The organism is Rania fehmarnensis (genome assembly GCF_056494185.1).
In genome coordinates this window covers 1,631,810-1,647,230 of sequence record NZ_CM151398.1, presented here as the reverse complement: position 1 = coordinate 1,647,230, position 15,421 = coordinate 1,631,810, and the positions used below count along the sequence as shown (strand labels likewise).

The 15,421-nt window shown below is 55.3% G+C and carries 9 protein-coding genes; 7 read left to right on the top strand and 2 right to left on the bottom strand.

Translation table 11 applies throughout. The annotated features are described in order from the left end of the window. Nucleotides 1-16: 16 nt before the first annotated feature. The gene (gene fabG / locus SH573x_RS05155) at nt 17-814 is read right to left on the bottom strand and encodes a 3-oxoacyl-ACP reductase FabG (protein ID WP_479353265.1); all 798 of its coding nucleotides are present in this window, start codon (nt 812-814) and stop codon (nt 17-19) included. 224 nt (nt 815-1,038) lie between these two features. On the opposite strand from fabG, the gene SH573x_RS05150 reads away from it, so the two are divergent. The 4 genes from SH573x_RS05150 to SH573x_RS05135 all read left to right on the top strand — a co-directional run bounded on the left by SH573x_RS05150 (nt 1,039) and on the right by SH573x_RS05135 (nt 9,839). Then, nucleotides 1,039-2,622 carry an acyl CoA:acetate/3-ketoacid CoA transferase gene (locus tag SH573x_RS05150; protein ID WP_479353264.1) on the top strand — a complete coding sequence of 528 codons (1,584 nt, stop codon included), beginning with the start codon at nt 1,039-1,041 and terminating at the stop codon, nt 2,620-2,622. 72 nt (nt 2,623-2,694) lie between these two features. Further along, the gene (locus tag SH573x_RS05145; protein ID WP_479353263.1) at nt 2,695-3,477 is read left to right on the top strand and encodes an NIPSNAP family protein; all 783 of its coding nucleotides are present in this window, start codon (nt 2,695-2,697) and stop codon (nt 3,475-3,477) included. A 9-nt stretch (nt 3,478-3,486) separates the two neighbouring features. Continuing rightward, entirely contained in the window at nt 3,487-6,531 is a 3,045-nt protein-coding gene (locus SH573x_RS05140) for a PD-(D/E)XK nuclease family protein (protein ID WP_479353262.1), read from the top strand. Between the two features lie 41 nt (nt 6,532-6,572). Beyond that, on the top strand, nt 6,573-9,839 hold the full coding sequence (locus tag SH573x_RS05135) for a UvrD-helicase domain-containing protein (RefSeq protein ID WP_479353261.1): 3,267 nt from the start codon (nt 6,573-6,575) through the stop codon (nt 9,837-9,839). 8 nt (nt 9,840-9,847) lie between these two features. Here the strand turns inward: SH573x_RS05135 and SH573x_RS05130 are convergent, their stop codons facing one another. Further along, nucleotides 9,848-12,013 carry an efflux RND transporter periplasmic adaptor subunit gene (locus SH573x_RS05130; protein ID WP_479353260.1) on the bottom strand — a complete coding sequence of 722 codons (2,166 nt, stop codon included), beginning with the start codon at nt 12,011-12,013 and terminating at the stop codon, nt 9,848-9,850. An 829-nt stretch (nt 12,014-12,842) separates the two neighbouring features. Here SH573x_RS05130 and SH573x_RS05125 point away from each other — a divergent pair. The 3 genes from SH573x_RS05125 (at nt 12,843) to SH573x_RS05115 (ending at nt 15,174) form a co-directional block, all read left to right on the top strand. After that, nucleotides 12,843-13,139, top strand: coding sequence for a hypothetical protein (locus tag SH573x_RS05125; protein ID WP_479353259.1), 297 nt, complete (start codon nt 12,843-12,845; stop codon nt 13,137-13,139). Nucleotides 13,140-13,402: 263 nt separating this feature from the next. After that, nucleotides 13,403-14,224, top strand: a complete 822-nt coding sequence (nagB, locus tag SH573x_RS05120) for a glucosamine-6-phosphate deaminase (protein WP_479353258.1) — start codon at nt 13,403-13,405, stop codon at nt 14,222-14,224. A gap of 2 nt (nt 14,225-14,226) precedes the next feature. Beyond that, nucleotides 14,227-15,174 carry a rhomboid family intramembrane serine protease gene (locus tag SH573x_RS05115; protein ID WP_479353257.1) on the top strand — a complete coding sequence of 316 codons (948 nt, stop codon included), beginning with the start codon at nt 14,227-14,229 and terminating at the stop codon, nt 15,172-15,174. The last annotated feature ends 247 nt before the right edge of the window (nt 15,175-15,421 follow it).

Genomic DNA, 15,421 nt, shown 5'->3' with positions numbered 1-15,421 from the left:
TTGACGCGTTCCGCTACTATCCCCACCAGCCGCCGTTGACGTGTAGAGTCTGGCCTGTCATGTAACTCGCTAGCGGGCTGCATAGGAACAAGATCACCGATGCGATCTCTTCTGGCTGGCCAAAACGATTGAGAGGAATCTGAGCGAGCATCTGCTGGCGAGCTGACTCTGGAATCGACTTGCCCATCTCGGTCAAGATCACGCCCGGCGCGACTGCGTTGACATTGATGCTCCGCGCAGCCAACTCGCGACTGAGCACTTTCGTCAGCGCAATGACTCCCGCCTTAGCAGAAGCATAATTGGCTTGGCCAAAGAAACCGATGACCCCGGAGATCGATGCCATATTGACTATGCGTCCGCCATCTTGCAGATGCGGCAGTACAACTTGGGTCGCGCGATAGAGTGCTGTCAAGTTGGTCTCGAGCACATCATCCCATTCCGAATCGCTCATCTTCTTGAACGTACGATCGCGCAGGATGGCGGCGTTGTTGACCAAGATATCCAAGCGCCCGAAGCGGGCGATCACTTTATCGACCAGTTGTTGCACATCGCTGCGCGAGCGCACATCCGCCGGCTCGATCAAAACACGCTCATCGTTCCACTGATCGCGCAATTGGTCCGCTCGTTGCCGGCAGATGCCTTCGGTATCATCAAAATAATTGACAGCCACACTAGCACCCGCCGCATGCAGCATCTGCGCAGTAGCCAACCCCAGGCCTTGGATACCTCCGGTGACAATAGCCACTTGATTGGATAGGTCAATTGCGTGCATGAGTAAACCTTTGTAGCCGAAGTCGCCAGACTTTGGACGCATCACCAATCGCTTTCCAATCTCTGGCGAGATCAGCTACTGTAGCCGAAGTCGCCAGACTTCGGACGCGCCACCAATCGTTTTCCAATCTCTGGCGAGATCGGCTACTGTAGCCGAAGTCGCCAGACTTTGGATGAGTCACTGTTGTTTTTCCAATCTCTGGCGAGATCGGCTACTTGACACACAGGCTGGAAGCCTATGCCACAGTGGGGCTACAATCGGCAGTCATGACAAACACTCTACTATCACCGAAACTGATATCACAAAAACTGATAACCGCTCGAGACGTTGTGCGACTAATTCCCGACGGCGCGACCATTGCCGTAGGCGGATTTATCGGGGCAGCGCATCCTGAAGCTTTAACGGCGGCTATCGAAACGAACTTTCTTGAAACGGGCGCGCCTCGCGATTTGACGTTGGTGTACGCAGCCGGGCAGGGTGACGCTCAGTCACGCGGGCTCAATCATCTCGGCCATGTGCCCCTGCTGAAGCGTGTCGTCGGCGGTCACTGGGGACTATGTCCTAAAATAGGCCAGCTGGCGCTAAGCAATCAGATCGAAGCGTACAACTTTCCGCAGGGAGTTATCTGTCACTTGCTGCGCGATATTGCCGCTGGGCGGCCGGGCTGCATTACGCACGTAGGTTTGGGGACGTTTATCGATCCGGAACTCGAAGGGGGCAAGTTGAACGCGCGGACCACGCAGGACCTGGTCCATCGCGTCCAGCTCAGTGGACGCACCTGGCTCTTCTACGAGTCCTTTCCAATTCATGTTGGACTGGTGCGAGCCACTGCGGCCGATCCGCTAGGTAATCTGATCATGGACGAAGAAGCGATCATCGGCGATGTGTTGCCGATCGCTCAAGCGGCTCACAATCATGGCGGTATCGTGATCGCCCAAGTCAAACGCCTGCTTGAACGTCCCGCCAATCCGCAACATGTGCGTGTGCCGGGACGGCTGGTCAATCATATTGTCATCGCGCAAGAGTGTGATCATTGGCAAACCTTTGCCGAACAGTTTAATGCCAGTTACTGCAGTCCTCCAGCGTTGGAATCGCTGACGCACGGCCCGGAGTGTCGGGAAGTGCCGACGCTGGATGTACGCTGTTTGATTGCGGAACGGGCTTGCGATGAATTGCCCGCAGGCGCCATTGCCAACTTGGGTATTGGCTTGCCAGAAGGCATTGCGAAAGTGGCTGCGCGGCGTGGACTGCTGGCCGATGTTACACTGACCGTTGAAAGTGGTCCGATCGGTGGTCAGCCTTCGGGCGGCCTGAGCTTTGGTACAGCCAGTTATCCTCATGCGGTCATTGATCAACCTGCACAGTTTGATTTTTACGATGGTGGAGGGCTCGACTTTGCGGCCCTCGGCGCGGCCCAGGTCGATCAGTTTGGGAACGTCAACGTCTCGCGTTTTGGGGATCGCTTTGCAGGTGTCGGCGGCTTTGTGAACATTTCACAAAACGCACGGCGTTTGGTGTTCTGCGGAACGTTTACTGCAGGTGGCCTCGAAGTTGCCGTCGATGACGGACAGCTGAAAATCATTAGCGAAGGCCGCGCGGTCAAGTTTGTCGAACAAGTCGAGCAGATCTCTTTCAGCGGCCCTTTGGCCCAGGCGAGCGGAAAAGATGTGTTGTATGTGACGGAGCGAGCCGTCTTTCGACTCTCGTCCGCAGGTATTGAATTGATTGAGATTGCAGCCGGAATCGATATTCAACGCGATATCTTGGCCCACATGCATTTTCGCCCAGTCATCAATCACGTTACAATAAGGCCCGCCGTCTTATCGGTTCTTAACTCGCCGACGCATTAGTGCGAGAACCGATACCACGCTCGGCAATCCTCACGTAGATCGTTCAATTCCTCCCACCCACAGGACAACTCCATGCTCCGCCTCTTAAGTTCACTCACGCTCGCGCTGGCCTTATCCGTTTCGTACTTTGGCAACGTCAAACAAGCCAGCGGCGTCGAACCTGACAAACGTGTTTATGAAATGCGCGTTTACTACGCAGCTGAAGGCAAGCTCGATGCGCTCAATGCGCGCTTTCGCAATCATACTTGCAAGCTGTTCGAAAAACATGGCATTACCAACATCGGTTACTTCGAACCGCTAGAGAATCCAGAACGCAAGCTAATCTATTTCATATCGTTTCCTTCACGCGAAGCTCGCGAAAGTTCTTTTAAAGCCTTTGGCGCGGACCCCGCCTGGCAAAAAGCTTATAAGGAAAGTGAAGTCGATGGCAAGCTGGTCGATAAAGTTGACTCCGTCTTCATGCAGGCCACCGATTATTCACCAGCGATCGAACCGAGTACCGATGGTGAGCGCGTCTTCGAAATGCGAACCTACGTTGCCGACAGCGGCAAGCTGGCAAACCTAAACGCCCGCTTTCGAGATCACACTTGTAAACTTTTCGAGAAGTATGGCATTCACAATGTTGCTTACTGGGTCCCGATGGACGATCAGCCTGGTGCCAAAGATACGCTGATGTACATTGTCTCGCACAAGAGCCAGGCAGCAGCCAAAGAATCGTTCGCCGCCTTTGGAGCTGACCCAGCCTGGTCCGCAGCTCGCAAAGAATCAGAAGAAAAAGCCGGTGGTCCACTGACTGTCAAGGACGGCATCAAGTCCGTATTTATGAAAGCGACCGATTACTCTCCGATCAAGTAAGCTTCGAAATTGAACTTCGATATCGCCAAGCTGAAATCGTTCGACGAAAAGTGGTTGCTGGTCGAGCAACTACGTGTCGGACAATTATGGAAGGATCGACTGGCGCTGGCCGGCGTCAGTCAACTCAATCTCCATTCGAAAACGTTTCGACAGATCGCCCATCAACTTGCTAGTCCCAGCCTGGCTGAAACCGATCACGTATTGGTTGGCCAGGCTGCAATCAGTATGTTGATCCATAAAGTATTGCGAGACCTGGCCGCCGCCGGCCAGTTAGCTTACTTCCATACTGAACCGGCCCGCCAAGGCAACCTGGCGCGCTTGATGGCCCAGAGCTTTCAAGATCTGCGACTGGCAGGAGTCGGTCCCGCATCCATACCAGATGCAGCCTGTGAAGTAGCTGCGAAAGCTATTGACCTGCGAGAAATTTATAAGCAGGTTCAACATCAACTGGGCGCAGCCCGCTGGGTTGATTACCCGTGGTGTATCCAGCAAGTCATCGACGGCTTGACCCAAGGCACTCTGCTTCTCCCTAATCCGCTGCACATTCTGCAGCCTGAGCTCTTCCCAGTTACCTGGCTAGAACAACAACTGTTGGCAGCTTTGATTGAGCGCGGCGCGCATTACGTGGCGACGCCTAAGTTGATCGATGCGTCCCATCAGGCTCCGCGCGTCCGTGTGCACTCGGCGGTTGGCCCAATCAACGAAGTCCGCGGCCTGTTCCAAAAGATCTTGCGCTCGGGTGAGGCCCCACTGCCACCGGATGCAATCGAGGTCGCGGTCACCAGCTACGAGCGTTACGTTCCGCTGATTCTGGAATGTGGATTGGGCTTCCAGCCGGTGAAAGATGAAGCTGACCTGCCGCAACCAACAGAGGCAACGCAATCGCAATTACCGCACATCACCTTTGCCGATGGAATCGCTTGCATCTATTCGCGACCAGGTCGTCTGTTGCGTAGCTGGGTGCGGTGGCTCCTGGCAGACTGCCAGCAGAGCAAAGCCATTGAAATTGTTCGCGAAGGTTTACTCAATCGCCCTGGCACGGCCGAGCAATGCGGCTATGCGCGCATGGCGGGCACGCTGCGCCGTCTGCCTATCGGCTTTGGTCTACGGCGTTATCTGCCGGCCATCGCTCAGGCATTAGCAGAAGCTCGTCAACTTGCGCTCGATGATGCCGAGCAAAGCAGTGAGCCGCAAGGCCGCGACTTTGGAGCAGCCACGCTCGAATCCCTGCAAGCCACGATGCAGCCGCTGATTGTCGCATCCGAGCATGCAACCACCGCGAGCACATCAGTATTGCAGGCGGCTCGGCGATTGCTCAGCTTGCATGCTCGCGCCGAATCCAAGCTTGATCGTTATGCACGCGCGCGATTGATCGATGACATAGACCTGATGGCGGGGCTCATTGAAACCGTGCCGCAAGATGCGCTCGAAATCTTCAATTGGCTAGAAACACTTCCGACCAGCAGTCGCATCTTGGCCCAGTCGCCCCAACCGGGCTCCATTCATGTATCCTTGCTAGAGCAAGGCGGAGCGGCAGGTCGCAAGCATCTCTTCGTATTGGGACTCAACGCTGACCTGCATCCCAAGCTGCAATTAATGGATCCGATACTCTTGGATCACGAGCGCCAGCGCATCTCCGATCATCTGCTTACCTCACAAGACCAGTACCGACATCAGCAAGCTGCTTTGGATCGCCTGACCCAACGTTTAAGCCAGGTAGTTGATGCTGAGATAACGTATAGCTACTCGACGCGCGACATGGTCGAAGATCGCGAGAACTCGCCAAGTGCTGCCCTGTCGCGATTGGGCCAAACGCAGAGCGATTCCTCGATCGCTTTTGTTGCACGAGACGACCACGATGCGCTAACGGACGATGAACTCTACTGGCATAGGTTGCTGAATTCCGATGATAGCGACCAACGTCAGGCGTGGCTGATGAGTTACTATCCACACCTGGCCGCTCGTCACGCCGCCCGACAAGCCATCGGCGACGAGCGTTTCGGTGCCTTTGATGGACTTGTACCACCAGCTGGCGCCGATGCGCTCCTGCATATGGAGGAACATGCGTTTTCCCCAAGTCGTTTAGAAGTTCTCGGAACTTGTCCACGCAAGTATTTCTTTCAACGATCGCTGGGTATTCGAGCACCAGAAACGTGGAACGTCGATCCTGATCGATGGTTGTCGCCGTTGCACTTAGGCTCACTCTTGCACGAACTGTTGGAAGGGTTTGTGCGCGAGCTGATTAACCAGCCATCAACTGCGAGTACTCCTGTTAGCTTCAACCAACACTGGCCGCTACTGACGGCCTTACTCGACGATGTCCTTGCCTCTTGGCGCTTGCGTGTACCCGCACCTGGTCCACAATGTTACGCTGATACGCGCGAAGAATTGCTCACCACCTGCGAAATATTCTTGAAAGCCGAAGAGCTATACGCACATCAACGTCAGGCGCATGCCCGATATTTGGAAGTGGCCTTGGGCAGTGCGCAGCCCGACCGCGCAGGTGTCGTCGATGGCCCACTGGATACCGACCACCCCATCTCCGTAACACTTGAAGACGGCCGAACGATCAAGTTACTGGGTCGCGTCGATCGCATAGATCAGGTTCCTGCCAACAGCGGCGCGAGCTACCTGATATGGGACTATAAATCTGGTTCAACTTTTGGTTATGCGCTAGAAAACCCTTTTGATCAAGGCAGACACTTGCAGCACTGGTTGTACATTCGCATGCTGCAAGCTCGACTGGCCCAACTCGGTCAGCTCGACTCGACCGTAGCAGGTTTCGGTTACTTCTTTCCGTCGGCCAAAGCAGAGGGCCTTCGCTTGGAGTGGTCAACGCAGGCATTAAGTACAGGCGATACGGTTGTCTCGTTGCTCCTAGATCTATTGTCCGCTGGTACCTTTATCGCCACCGATCGCAAAGAAGATTGCGGCATGTGCGATTACGCCTGCGTCTGTGGACCGGCGGAATCACTGGTGCAGATAACCAAGATGAAATCGGAATCAGCGTTTAATCACCAACTATCGGCCTGGCGTACCTTGCGGCACAAGTAAGTACGTCGAGACGTCCAATTCGGGATTAGGGCACTTTGCGCGTGAGCAATTCCATTGAACAACAAGATGAAGAGTCTCGGCGGCTGATTCGCGAAGTACTCGACCAGAACTTCATGGTCGAAGCCGCCGCTGGTACCGGCAAGACAACGTCGATCATCAAGCGAATGCTCAACTTGATTGCTGAAGGAGTCTGCGATGGTCAGCACCTGGCCGCCGTGACTTTTTCACGCAAAGCTGCGGCCGAATTGCGAGCACGCTTCAGCACCGAAGTCCACCACCGCCTCGCTCAGCTGAAATCGTCAGCAGTTATCAACAGCCAGGCTGAGCAACTGCAGCTGGCTCGTTTGCAAACAGCTGCCGAGTCGCTGGGCCAAATATTCATCGACACGATCCATAGTTTTTGTGCGCGATTGCTTCGTGAACGCCCTGTGGAATTCGGCGTCGATGCAGCCTTTTCCGAACTGGATGCCAGCACTGAAGAGAACCTGCGGCGAACAGCTTGGGAACAGAACCTGGCCGAATTAAAGGCCACTTCCGATCCGCTTTTGGGACAACTGGCCGAAGTCGGCTTGCGTACGAAGCAGTTGCGACAATGTTTTGATTATTTTTTGAACTATCGCGATATTACCAATTGGCCGATGGGCGAAGTGGCCAGACTGGACCTGCAACTCTGTCGCCAGCAAACCAGCCAATACCTGGACCACATCCACTCCCTGGTCGCCCAATTCGGCGATGGACGGCGTGATGATTTGATGTCGCGATATGAGTTCATAGATCGTTTTCGATTGCGGGTAGATTCCACCGACCGCACACTGCTGGCGCTGTTGGAGTTATTTGAAAAAAGATCACCACGCCTCTCTCAGAAATGCTGGCCTAAGTCGGCTGCGTCTAAAGATGAGCTGGCGAGATTTAAAACGTTTCACGGCGACGTTGCAGCTCCAGCGCTCAGCTATTGGCGGCAATATCGTTACCAGTTTGCCGTACGATTTTTGACCCGCGCGGTTGAATGTTATCAGAAGTTGAAGGCCGCGAGCGGCAGTCTCGATTTTACAGATCTACTGTTAGTGACGGCTCGGGGCCTGCGGACTCATCCACATTTGCGCGAGTACTTCCAGACGCGATTCTCTCATCTGCTGGTCGACGAGTTTCAGGATACGGATCCGATACAAGCCGAGATTGTTATATTGCTTACTAGCGCAAGTGTGACACAATCCGCTTGGCAAGAATGTCGCGTGCGCCCAGGATCACTGTTCATTGTGGGTGATCCCAAACAGTCTATCTATCGCTTCCGGCGCGGCGACATCGTCACCTACAATCATGTCAAGTCAATCATGGTGGCCAGTGGTGGTCGCGTGTTACCACTGTCGCGCAATTTCAGATCCAGTCCAGCGTTGATCGACTGGAACAACCAGGTATTCGCACAGATCTTTAAAATCGATGACCAGAATCGCGATGCGGTCACACCTCACTGGCCCATGCTGGCCGCCAAGGACCGCAACCAGCGTGGCACTCTTTCTGGCGTATTCAAATTGACGATACCGGCCGACGAAAAGCCGGCCATCGACTGGGAAGTTGTGCAGGTTGCTCAGTTCATTCGCTCTGCCATCGATCAACAGCTAACGATCGAAGTCGAAGATAAAGCTAAACCGGATAATTGGCTGGTAAGGCCCGTCCAGGCGGGCGATTTTCTCGTGTTGATGCGTAACAAAAAACACATGAGCAGTTTTAAAATTGCAGTCGAGCAGTTGGGACTCGAGTGCGATGTGACGGGCAGCAATGCCCTGAGTGCCTTGGCGGAACTGCGCATCCTGCAAATGGTGCTGCAAGCGGTCGATGATCCCTATAACCCGGTACCTTACCTGGCCCTGCTGCGCGACCAACTGTTTGGTTTTAGTGATGCTGAACTGTATGAACTGAAACGCAGCCAAGGCAGCTTCCTCTTTACCGCTCCACTACCCTCAGGTTTGCCAGTCGAGCTGAGAAGCCGCTTCGAGAACGTCAAGCGTTTGTTAAGTGACAGTCAACTTTGGCTACGTTCGTTGCCGCCTGCGGTGGCTGTAACTAAGATCGCTTCGGCCATCGGACTACTCGCGAGCGCCGCGGCCGGCCGCGAAGGCAACGTGGCGCTAGGCACGCTGTTGAAAGCCATTGAAATGCTGCGAGCCCGGAGTTGGCAGTTCGACAGTGCCGCCGACATGATCTCCGGGCTGGCCGAGTTGCTCGAGCAGGACGAGATCGAAGGCATAGCCGCCAAGCCTCCCACCGGCACCGCCGTGCGCATCATGAATCTGCACAAAGCCAAAGGGCTGGAGGCGCCCATCGTGTTCCTGGTCGATGGCTCCAAACGTAACGACATCGAGCCTAAGTACTACATCGATCGCAGTCAGCGTGAACCACAAGGACACATGTGGATTACGGAAAAAACAAACTTCCAGACACGAGCGCTGGCCGAACCCGGCAATTGGAAAGAGCTGCAGCAAACGGAGAAACGCTTTCAAGATGCCGAAGAAGATCGATTGCTGTACGTCGCTACTACTCGCGCTGCAAACATGCTGGTCGTAACTTGTAGTCCAGCAAAGTCCAGTTGGTCAGGGCTGGAGCCTCACCTGGCCGATATGCCCGATGTTTGGGACTTATGCAGTGCACCAGACAACACATCGGCAACCTTTCATCCTGGGGCATCACTGAAGCCAGTCGATATAGCAGACGCTTCAGCCGAACTGGCCCAGCGATGGCAACAAGTCATGTCACCTACTTATCAAATCTTGAGCATCAAGAAGGAAGCAGTGCGAGGCCGACGGCGTCCCGAATGGCAAACATCGACCGATGAGCATGGCGCGACCTGGGGTACCGCTCTACATCAATTGCTGGATATGGCTATGCGCATGCCCACGTTTAACTTGGATCGCCAGGCGATTTCGATTGCTATCGAACAAGACATCCAGGCCGAACGAGCCAGCGAGCTAGCCAATGCTGTCCGGTCGGTGATGAGTTCAACCATCTGGAAACGTGCCACCGCTGCTCAGCGTCGATTGAGTGAAGTGCCGATCGATGCAGCCGAGCATCTCAATGGCGTGCCGACAATCATGCGTGGCGTCATCGATCTGGTGTTCGAAGAAAGTGATGGCTGGTTGATCGTCGATTATAAGTCTGACAACGTCACGAGCGACGGAGCGACAGCCTTGCTGGAGTATTACCGCGGCCAGTTAGAGGCCTATGGGGCGTATTGGCGGCAACTGTCTGGGGCCAATGTCAAAGAGCTGGGCATCTACCTGACACGGCTGGACCGGTACCTGATCGTGTCGTGAGGATTACGTTATTGAACCAACCATCTCAGATTCTTGCGCGCCCAGGCGCAGGCCCGCGCGGCCAGCGTTCGCGGAGGTGCGTTGAATACGGCCTCGACGCTGGCATCAAAGGGCAAATCGTCTGCTGGCAGAAATACGATCGCTGCGTAGGCCGCATCAGCCGGAGCATTGGCTGTTGGACTTGCTTGTGTAGCGCTGGAACTATCGAGTTCCTCTGGGTGTTGATTGAGCAAGCGGCTGAGGGTATCGATCTTGTCCAGTTGCACAATCTCCGCGACCTGGCCATTCCAGATCTGATCATTTTGCGATGGCAACAGCAGGCGTACAGGAGTGCCCACAGCCACATCGGCTAGTTGTTCGTCTTGTAATGGCAACACAGCAATCTGCTTGCCGCTGCAAACGGCCGCCAACATAGTAGCGGCGGCTACTACGCGACCTTGTTGCTGCGGGTCAAGCCATAGGCTAGGTGCTGCGGCCACCGCATGTTGATCGAGATCGCTCAGCGGCGGGGCTTTGCAACTGATCAACTTACCCGTCATCTCGGCCCTTAATTGATACTGCGAAACAATTTGATCGGCATGTCGCGATTGATTGGCAGCCGTTCGAGTGGTTGATTCAAGTGCGCGCAAGTCGAGCGACAAGTCGTCTCGGCGACGTTGCTGCGAACGTAAAGCAGCCAGTTGCAACTGGGCACTTTCAGCGGTGCGTTTCAGTTCGATACTTCGCAGGTGAGGCTGGTGGCTATCGAGTTGAATGAGCACATCACCCGCGTGAACAAGTGCTCCAGCAGATTGATGCACGCGCAGCAAACGCACGGTCGCGGGAGCATACAGCCCTTGCATCCGTTCGGGTTGGATCCAACCCTGCGTAGAAACGCGATAAGGCAATGGCACCGCGCAGACCATCAGTACGACCCAAGCGGTTAACAATCCCAAACGCATGCGCGACCAGATCGACTTGGCTGAACGCCACAAGTGCATAACAAATTTCATCGCAGGTATTCCCCACCAACATAGGAGCAGTAGCCCAGCAATCATCCGTCCCAACCAGGCAAAATGCCAGGCAGCATACAGAGCGACAATCACTGAGGCCATCATCCACGACAAACTGAGTCGATAGATGAAACCACCCAGACTGAACAGCGCCAGACCTCGCTCGCGGGCTATTGATAACTTCAGCGGTCGCGATTCCCGGGTGCCGAGCAGCCAGCGCCGCGCAATGCGCATGCAGCATTCGTCGGCTCGAGCTCGCAGGTTTGTTTCGCCCAGCCAATCACTCAGGATGTAATAGCCATCGAAGCGCATCAGAGGATTCGCGTTGACCAGCCAGGTACTGATCGAACAGACGATCATCGTTTGCAGCGCCAGCGCGTTAACTAGACTGGGCGCTGTACATAACCACAGAACTGCAGCGCAAGTGGCCACGATCATCTCGGCATACATACCACCGGCGGCCACCGCCGCTCGCTGTTGGGCAGAGCGCAGGCGCCAGCTCTCGGTAACATCGCAATAAACACAGGGCGCTCCCAGCATAAAGATCACGCCAATATCTGGGCAACGACCGCCCATGCGCGTCAGTACCAGTGCATGCCCCAGTTCATGGATGCCTCGCGTAATCAAGAAAATGACAAACAGTGTGCTGCCACTGGCCGGCGTCATCAGCCATTGCCACAGAGTGGCCTGCTCAGTCAAACGCTCAAAATCTGCGAGCACTAGCAAACCGACTAGCCAGGCAGTGATGATCCAGCCGCGCACTGCGACCTTGGAAAAAAACATCTCGGTGTAAGGTACGACGCGATCAAGCCATCGGGATGGATTGAAGCCGCGTAGACGCCAGGAGACGCTTTGGCTGAACCACTGCAGCCAGGTTTGTGGGCGAGATTTAGACTCAGCCTCAGGGGCATCGTTCAGCTTGCGCACCAATCCCCGCGACAAGAGTGCTTGGGCCAGCGCCTGCAATTCGGGCCAACTAACAGCTGGATGATCGGGACGAATCGCCCACTGGCGACTAATGTCGGCTAGCGACTGACGGCCATCAAACTGGTCGAACAGCCAACGTTCGGCTTGACCGCATCGATAGCTCAAGCGCGACAGCGGGTCGAAGACCAACCAACCATCAGCTTCGATTTGCCAGAGAACGTCGCGTCGAGCGCGTAAGACGCAGTCAGTTTTCAATTGCTTGCATTACCGCAGATGGTGAGACGGCAAATAGCGATTTATAGGTGGTCGGGACCGTTCGGGGCAATGTTGGTTTTGGCAAGTCTTCGTTGTAGCCGATCTCGCCAGAGATGGGACGCAACAACGTACTTCATCCAAAGTCTGGCGACTTCGGCTACGGCGTTCACTACTAAGCGCGGGGACACACCACTGGTCTTTTTGCTAGCGACACCCGTACGCGCGCGGGGACAGACCCGGTGCGCGTCAAGTGTCTGTCCCCCAGCCGACCGCCCCGCTAAATCAAGTCACTCGCGCCCCACGTCTGTCCCCCGATCCCGTGCGTGTGAGTGGGGACACACCACTGGTCTTTTTGCTAGCGTTACCCATACGCGCGCGGGGACAGACCCGGTGCGCGTCAAGTGTCTGTCCCCCAGCCGGCCGCCCCGCTAAATCAAGTCACTCGCGCCCGACGTCTGTCCCCCGATCCCGTGCGTGTGAGCGGGGACACACCACTGGTCTTTTTGCTAGCGTTACCCATACGCGCGGGGACCGACCAAAGGCGGATTTCTCAATCGGACGACCTGTTACGGTGCCAGAGGCGTTAACGTAACTCGTCCAAAGTCTGGCGAATTCGGCTACGGATTGTCAACTTGGAGAAGCCAGAGAATCTATGTGGAGAGATGGGCCTGTAGTGTAGTTGGCGAATCGATTGTTCCGATCATAGCTGCGAAGACTACCGTACATTTTGCCCAGGAGGGCTCTGTAACCGCAGACAGAGTTCCTGGCATGACCCAACTCGCACCGATCACTTGGGGATCGACCAGCGATAGCGTAAAGGAAGACGCAGATGAAGCGCGCATTGATGGTTGTTGGATTAGTGGTGAGCATGATGGCTGGCACTGGTTGTGTCGCTCGCAATCGAGCCTGCAACAATTGCAATGGTCCTATTGGATGCCGTCCATGCCAGATGGGTTGGCAACGTGGTGGTACCAACTATGGCCACATGCTGTCGCATTCCAATGTCCGCAACGGTGGTGATACGGGTCAAGCTGGCCCAGCGACCGCTCAAGTCGCTTATCCTTACTACACCGTCCGTGGTCCACGCGATTTCCTCGTGAACAACCCACCCACCATTGGTCGGTAACGCACGGTTGATTTTGGGGTAGCCGAAGTCGCCAGACTTTGGATTACGCTCACACAACATTTTCCAATCTCTGGCGAGATCGGCCACGCCTCGTAGCCGAAGTCGCCAGACTTTGGACGAACTACCTCAACATTTTCCAATCTCTGGCGAGATCGGCTACATCGCGCCTCCAATGTCTGGCGAGATCGGCTACCACCCCATAGTTGTGGGATCGCAGCGTTTGCCTTATAGTCGGCTTCTTTCACAATGGGAAAGCGGTCGGCATGCGGGTTGTGATTCTTGATAGCGCTGAGGAAGTCAGTCGGCGCGCGGCTGAACTCTTTGCAGCCACCCTCAATCGGCGCCCCCAGACTGTATTAGGTTTGGCCACTGGCAGTACGCCACTGGAGACCTACAAGCGGCTGGTCGAGCTCTATCGCTCGGGACAGATCAGCTTTGCACAGGCTACCTCGTTCAATCTGGATGAGTATGTCGGCCTGGCGCCTGAGCATCCGCAGTCCTATCACTACTTCATGCATTCGAATTTATTTCAGTACATCGACATTGCGCCGGATCGCTGCCACGTGCCTAATGGGCTGGCTAACGATTATTTTGAGTACGGCCGAGAGTACGAACGCGATATCGAAGCGGCGGGGGGTATTGATCTCCAGTTATTGGGGATTGGCAGCGACGGCCACATTGCATTTAACGAGCCGGGGTCGTCGCTGGCCAGTCGTACGCGTTTGAAGGCGCTGACCGCAGAGACGCGCCGCGATAATTCCCGTTTCTTTGGCTCGCTTGAGGAAGTTCCCAAGTTAGCAGTCACGATGGGAGTGGGTACAATTCTGGAAGCTCGACGTATTCTGCTGTTGGCCACTGGTGAAAGCAAAGCCAGCGCCGTGCGCAGCTTTATTGAAGGGCCGGTTACTGCGCAGATCACCGCCTCGGCGCTGCAGTTGCACCCTGCGGTCACGGTGTTATTGGATCGGGCGTCCGCCGGTTGGCTGGAGCGCCGCGACTATTACTTGGAAGTGGAAGCCGCGCAGCGCGAGCTGGAGTTGAGTAACCCGCGGTTCATTTCCGTTCAATTTGAAAATCTTGGTTAACGATGCGATATCTGGCAGAAGTTGAAGGCAAGCAGCGGGCAGAAACCTTCGTGGCTTACCTGATCACCCAGTCGGTCGCCACTCATATCGAAGCTGCGCCAGGGGCTGCCGATGTTTGGGAGATATGGATCCGCGACGAAGACGCGCTGCCGCTGGCGCGTCAAGCGTACGACGCTTTTATGGCTGAGCCGGATGCCCCCAAGTATGCTCAGGCCATTCCAGTGGCTCGACAAATTATCAAGGACAAGCAAGAGGCCAGCCAGACTGCTGTCAAGAATGTTCGCAAAGTCCAATATCGTGGCTCAGCGACTTCACTGACCGGCGGGCGCATGCCCCCGCTGACTTTGACGCTAGTGATTCTGTGTATAGCTGTCTCGTTAATGTCCAACTTCTATAGACCGCGACCAGATTCAAAGTTGGGCTTGGAGATCGTCGAGCGGCTGAGTTTTGTATCGAAGAAACAGTTCATCATCAGCGGCGGCGATCCGGCGGCTTCCATCAAGCGTGGAGAATTTTGGCGAATCATCACGCCCATCTTTTTGCACGGTGATCCATTGCACCTGGTGATGAACATGTTGGCTTTGGTCGCCATTGGTCGCGTGACTGAACGACTAATAGGCACGCCCAAATATGCGTTAATGATTCTGATCTTGGGCGTGCTGCCAATGACGTTGGCTTGCATGATTCCGCTGGGCGCCCCGTTCGGCGGTTCGCCGTTTACCATCGGTATTTCAGGTGTCGTGTACGGCCTAATTAGCTATCTGTGGCTGACATCATCCATGCGGCCCGACTTGGGTTTCCGCATTCCCGATGCCATGATTGGTTTTCTGCTGTTGATAGTTGTCCTGGGCTTTGCCGGCATCATCAACGGCCTCAGCAACTGGGCACACTTAGGCGGCTTCCTTGTGGGCTTGGTATTGGCCTTATCTCCTTTGGCTCCCCAGCGGTAGCTCGTAGCCGAAGTCGCCAGACTTTGGACGAACGACCTCGACACTCTCCAATCTCGGGCGCGATCAGCTACACCCGTAGCCGAAGTCGCCAGACTTTGGATGAACGACCTCAACGCTTTCCAATCTCTGGCGAGATCGGCTACGGTGCCACCCCAACAATCGCTACAAAGCCATACCGGGGAGCCCGACCGTAATGGAAAGTCTGATTTTCGTTGGTGGTGGATTGGACGGTAATTACGCTGGGAGG

Coding starts and splice junctions, on each gene's coding strand:
- fabG (WP_479353265.1), bottom strand. CDS start 814: ATGCGTCCAAAGTCTGGCGACTTCGGCTACAAAGGTTTACTCATGCAC.
- SH573x_RS05150 (WP_479353264.1), top strand. CDS start 1,039: ATGACAAACACTCTACTATCACCGAAACTGATATCACAAAAACTGATA.
- SH573x_RS05145 (WP_479353263.1), top strand. CDS start 2,695: ATGCTCCGCCTCTTAAGTTCACTCACGCTCGCGCTGGCCTTATCCGTT.
- SH573x_RS05125 (WP_479353259.1), top strand. CDS start 12,843: ATGAAGCGCGCATTGATGGTTGTTGGATTAGTGGTGAGCATGATGGCT.
- nagB (WP_479353258.1), top strand. CDS start 13,403: ATGCGGGTTGTGATTCTTGATAGCGCTGAGGAAGTCAGTCGGCGCGCG.
- SH573x_RS05115 (WP_479353257.1), top strand. CDS start 14,227: ATGCGATATCTGGCAGAAGTTGAAGGCAAGCAGCGGGCAGAAACCTTC.